Origin of the sequence: Micromonospora sp. M51, from assembly GCF_018070305.1 — a bacterium.
GTDB lineage: Bacteria > Actinomycetota > Actinomycetes > Mycobacteriales > Micromonosporaceae > Micromonospora > Micromonospora parva.
The window spans coordinates 1-3,814 of sequence record NZ_JAGPXZ010000609.1 but is presented as its reverse complement, the minus strand read 5'-3'; the positions used below and the strand labels follow the sequence as shown (position 1 = coordinate 3,814).

Annotated in this window: 6 protein-coding genes; 2 read left to right on the top strand and 4 right to left on the bottom strand. The window is 72.0% G+C overall.

Going from position 1 to position 3,814, the window contains the following annotated elements; genetic code table 11:
• Together KBX53_RS25485 and KBX53_RS25480 are read right to left on the bottom strand one after the other, a co-directional pair.
• The coding region (locus KBX53_RS25485) for an oxygenase MpaB family protein (RefSeq protein ID WP_210862047.1) at positions 1 to 646 on the bottom strand (646 nt) is incomplete at its 3' end.
• Positions 647 to 716: 70 nt separating this feature from the next.
• The gene (locus tag KBX53_RS25480) at positions 717 to 1,145 is read right to left on the bottom strand and encodes a Fur family transcriptional regulator (RefSeq protein ID WP_030329167.1); all 429 of its coding nucleotides are present in this window, start codon (positions 1,143 to 1,145) and stop codon (positions 717 to 719) included.
• A gap of 200 nt (positions 1,146 to 1,345) precedes the next feature.
• Between KBX53_RS25480 and KBX53_RS25475 the strand changes: the two genes are divergently transcribed.
• Positions 1,346 to 1,828: a DUF2231 domain-containing protein gene (locus tag KBX53_RS25475; protein WP_210862045.1), complete on the top strand. Its 483-nt coding sequence runs from the start codon at positions 1,346 to 1,348 to the stop codon at positions 1,826 to 1,828.
• Positions 1,829 to 2,153: 325 nt separating this feature from the next.
• On the opposite strand, the gene KBX53_RS36560 is transcribed toward KBX53_RS25475, so the two are convergent.
• Entirely contained in the window at positions 2,154 to 2,744 is a 591-nt protein-coding gene (locus KBX53_RS36560) for a hypothetical protein (protein ID WP_247676201.1), read from the bottom strand.
• Between the two features lie 209 nt (positions 2,745 to 2,953).
• Here KBX53_RS36560 and KBX53_RS25465 point away from each other — a divergent pair, with 209 nt between their 5' ends.
• Positions 2,954 to 3,136 carry a hypothetical protein gene (locus tag KBX53_RS25465; protein ID WP_030329161.1) on the top strand — a complete coding sequence of 61 codons (183 nt, stop codon included), beginning with the start codon at positions 2,954 to 2,956 and terminating at the stop codon, positions 3,134 to 3,136.
• A gap of 22 nt (positions 3,137 to 3,158) precedes the next feature.
• Here the strand turns inward: KBX53_RS25465 and KBX53_RS36555 are convergent, their stop codons facing one another.
• Positions 3,159 to 3,569, bottom strand: coding sequence for a hypothetical protein (locus KBX53_RS36555; RefSeq protein ID WP_247676199.1), 411 nt, complete (start codon positions 3,567 to 3,569; stop codon positions 3,159 to 3,161).
• Positions 3,570 to 3,814 lie beyond the last annotated feature (245 nt).

Genomic DNA, 3,814 nt, shown 5'->3' with positions numbered 1-3,814 from the left:
GGTACGCCCAGCGCGGCGGGCCCAGCGTGAGCCCCAACCGGACCGGCAGGCTGAGCTTCCACGGCAGCGGCGGGGCGGTGAGGAACACCGCCGTCTCGGCGGCCTCCCGGGTCATCCGCAACTGTGGCCGTACCGCCTCGTAGTAGTCAGCGACCTCGGCGGCGGTGCCCGGGACGGTGGCCGGGTCCAGACCGACCAGGGCGGCGGCGCGCCGCTGCTCGGTGTAGTAGCCGTCCACCTCGTCGTCGCTCAGCGGCAGCCCGGCCCGCCGGGCCGTGCTCAGGAACGACTCGACCTCCGTCACGTGCACCCAGCGCAGCAGGTCCGGGTCGTCGATCCGGAACTCCTCACCGGTGCGCGGGTCGGTGGCCCGCAGCCGGTCGTGAACGCGGCGCAGCCGAGCCCCGGCGGCCTGCGCCTCGGCGGTGGTGCCGTAGACGGTGGTCGCCACGTAGGTGGCGGTGCGGACCAGTCGACCCCACGCGTCGGTGCGGTAGTTGCTGTTCTGTGCGACCCCGGCCATGGCCAGTGGGTGCAACGCCTGCAGGTAGAGCGAGCGCAGGCCGGCGACGATCAGGATCGGCTCCTCGTGCACCTTCCACGTGACCGAACCCGGACCGAAGAGGCCGAGGTCATCGGTGTCCACCGCTCAAGACTGCCACGCTCGGATCGACCCCGCCGCGCACGTGCCGTCGGTGCCGCGCTCGGAGCACCGATCAGACGTCGGCGGAGCGGCGGGCCCGGCAGTCCGGGCAGAGGCCCCAGAAGGTCACTTCAGCCTCGTCCACCTCGAAGCCGTGCGCGATGTTGGGCTCCAGGCACGGGGCGCTGCCCACCGCGCAGTCGATGTCGGCGATCTCACCGCAGCCCCGGCAGACCACGTGGTGGTGGTTGTCGCCCACGCGCGCCTCGTAGCGGGCGGGACTGCCGGCCGGCTCGATCCGGCGCGCCAGCCCGGCCCGGGACAGCGCGCCCAGCACGTCGTAGACCGCCTGGGTGGAGACCGAGTCGAGCCGTTCACGGACCCGGCGGGTGATCTCGTCGACCTCCAGGTGGCCGCCGCCGGCCAGCACGTCGAGCACCGCGAGGCGTGGCCGCGTCACCCGCAGGCCCCTCGACCGCAGCAGCTCCTCGGTACCGGACACTCGCCAATGACAGCACGCCCGGCCTGCATCGACAACCGTCGCATGCTGCGGGTGGCCACCGACACAGCCAGGCAAGATCGGAAGTACGGCCCGAAGGATGAACCCGATCGACCCGGCGCGCGTGTGTCCGATCGAGAGCCGGGGACGATCGGCGGACCATAGGCTGACCGCCCCTGACCATGATCCACCTGGAGGGTTCGATGTTCGAGGAGATCCTGGGTCTACCGGTACACGTCCTGGTGGTCCACGCGGTCGTCGTGTTCGTGCCGCTGCTGGCGGTGCTCGCCGTCGCGTACGTGGGGCTGCCGCGGTGGCGCAGCCGGCTGGACTGGGCCCTGGGCCTCCTCGCCGTGGCCGCTCCGGTGACCGCCTACGTGGCGGTCAAGTCGGGTGAGGCGCTCACCGACGCGCTGGTGGCCCGCGGCTTCCAGGGACCGATCCTCGACCAGATCTTCGAGCACTCCCGCTACGGAGACATCCTGTTCCGCATCGTGCTGCCGCTCGGGATCGTGGCCATCCTGCTGCTCGTGGCGACAAGTGGGCATCCCCGGGTGCCGCAACTGCCCGCGCTGGTCACCCCGGTACTGGCGGTAGCGGCCGTGGCCCTTGCCATCGCCGCCCTGGTCTACGTCTACCTGACCGGCCACTCCGGCGCTGAGACGGTGTGGGGCACCACCCTTTAAGAGATCTTGGACAGCTTCCGTTCGGTGCTGACGGAAACTGTCCAAGATCTCGTGAGGGATAGCTGCGAGATGGGTTGTGCGGGGTTGGTGGCCGTGGCTGTGCGGCGGTACAACACCCAGGACCGGCGACTTCTCCGCGGTCCAGCTTGCCGGGAACCTCCAACGGGGCACGTGTTGCTGGCCCTCTGGTGTGCGCCTCCAGATCTGCGGCCGCTGACTCGCGGCCCGCTGGGCTGCCGCCGCTGAGCTGCGTCCCTCTGGCCCGCGGCTCCTGGGCTGCGGCTGCCGGGCTGCGGCTGTCGGGCTGCTGCCCGGAGGGCGGGCATCAGAAAATGACTCGCGAGCAGAGCAGGCAGAGCAGAACCAGCAGCACCACGCCGGCCGCCGCGCCGAAGCCGTAGGTGACCCGCTGCGAACGCTGCTCGGCCGCGTCCAGGTCGACCATGTCCTGCGGGGGCAGTTGCCGCGGCGGCGCCGGCTGCAGATGTACGGGCGGACGCCAACCCGCCGGCGGCGGCACGCTCGGCGGCGGGCCGGAGTACCCACCGGGAGCGTGCCCGGCCGGTGGTGGTCCGGCGTGTCCGCTGGGAGTGCTGCTGTCCGGCAAGGTGGGGCCGGTCTGCCCGGCTGGTGGTGGTCCGGCGTGTCCGCTGGGAGTGCCGCCGTCCGGCAACGTGGGGCCGGTCTGCCCGACCTGCGGTGCGCCGGTGGGCCCGGCAGGAGTGCGTCCCGTCGGCGATGGGCTGGTGGGCCCGCTCGTAGGTGGGTTGGTGGGCTCGGCCGGCGGTTGGGTCATGGACCCGGTCGGTGGTGTGGCACCGGATGCGGTGGGCGGTTGGTCCGCCAGCGCGTCGTCACCGGTGTCAGGCCGTCGCCAGTAGTCGTCCGGGGTGCTGCCACCGCTGGGGGTCGTCACGCCGTCCGACGCTACCAACGCCGCCGGCGGCCCGGTCGTTTCTGGCCGGCGTGCCCCGGTTTTCGGTCTGGCGGGTTCAGGGGGAGTCCCTCGATCGGCGGCATGGTTGTTTCTGGTCGGCAGGGCCCGGCAGTCTGGTTGTTTGTGGTCGGCGTGGCTTCGGTCCGCGGCCCGGTCCGCTGGCGTGAGCTGCGCTAGTCTTGCCGCTCGTGAGCACCGAGGACCCCGGCACGCACGGCGCACGCGGAGACGACGACCGCGCCGTCGACCTGAGCGAAGACTTCGTGGTGCTGCCCGAGCAGACCTCAGACGACACCGACCGTGGTTGGGGCGAGCGGTCGGGCGACAACGACGACTGGCTGCTCGCCGAACGCCCCCCGCACTGGGACTGACCCCGACGGCTCGGCCGGACCCTCATGAGGTCGGTCCGGCCGTTCCGGTGCTGTCGGGAGGGGATGCCCCGCCGGAGGCGGCCGAGCGGCCCTCGTCGACCCACCGGGGTGGCTCGTCTGCCGCAGATGGTGCGGTGTAGGGCAGTTGCCGGGGTGGGTCGTCGGCCACGGATGGTGCGTCAGCGGGCAGTTGCCGGGGTGGGTTGTCGGCCACGGATGGTGCGTCAGCGGGCAGTTGCCGGGGTGGGTTGTCGGCCACGGATGGTGCGTCAGCGGGCACGACTGTCGGCGGGCATCCGGCCGGGGTCTGTAGGACTGCGGCGGCCAGGCCGAGCAGCGCCGCGACCAGACCGGCTCGGAGCAGGGTGCGCCAGCGGGGCAGGGCGAGCTGGCGCAGCGGGCGCAACGCCCGCGCGGAATTCGGATCGACCATCGCCTCTGCCGCCTCCCGTCCCCGAGCGCCGCAGCGGCACCCATGGACGGCAGGCTAGGCAGTTACCGTCCACCTCGGCCGACCCACGGCCGACGCCTGTGGACAACCGCCCGGCCTGTGGAAAACGCCCATCCGCCGGGTCGATTTGCTATGGCACCACCCTTGATCGACTCGCCTTCAAGAAAATCGGCCTATCGAGGCGACCGGGATGGGCCGACTTCCTGAAAACCGAGTCGATCAAGGCC

What these genes read in the sequence shown, in the direction of transcription:
- KBX53_RS36555 (WP_247676199.1), bottom strand. Translation starts at nt 3,569, where the DNA reads ATGGTCGATCCGAATTCCGCGCGGGCGTTGCGCCCGCTGCGCCAGCTC.
- KBX53_RS25475 (WP_210862045.1), top strand. Translation starts at nt 1,346, where the DNA reads ATGTTCGAGGAGATCCTGGGTCTACCGGTACACGTCCTGGTGGTCCAC.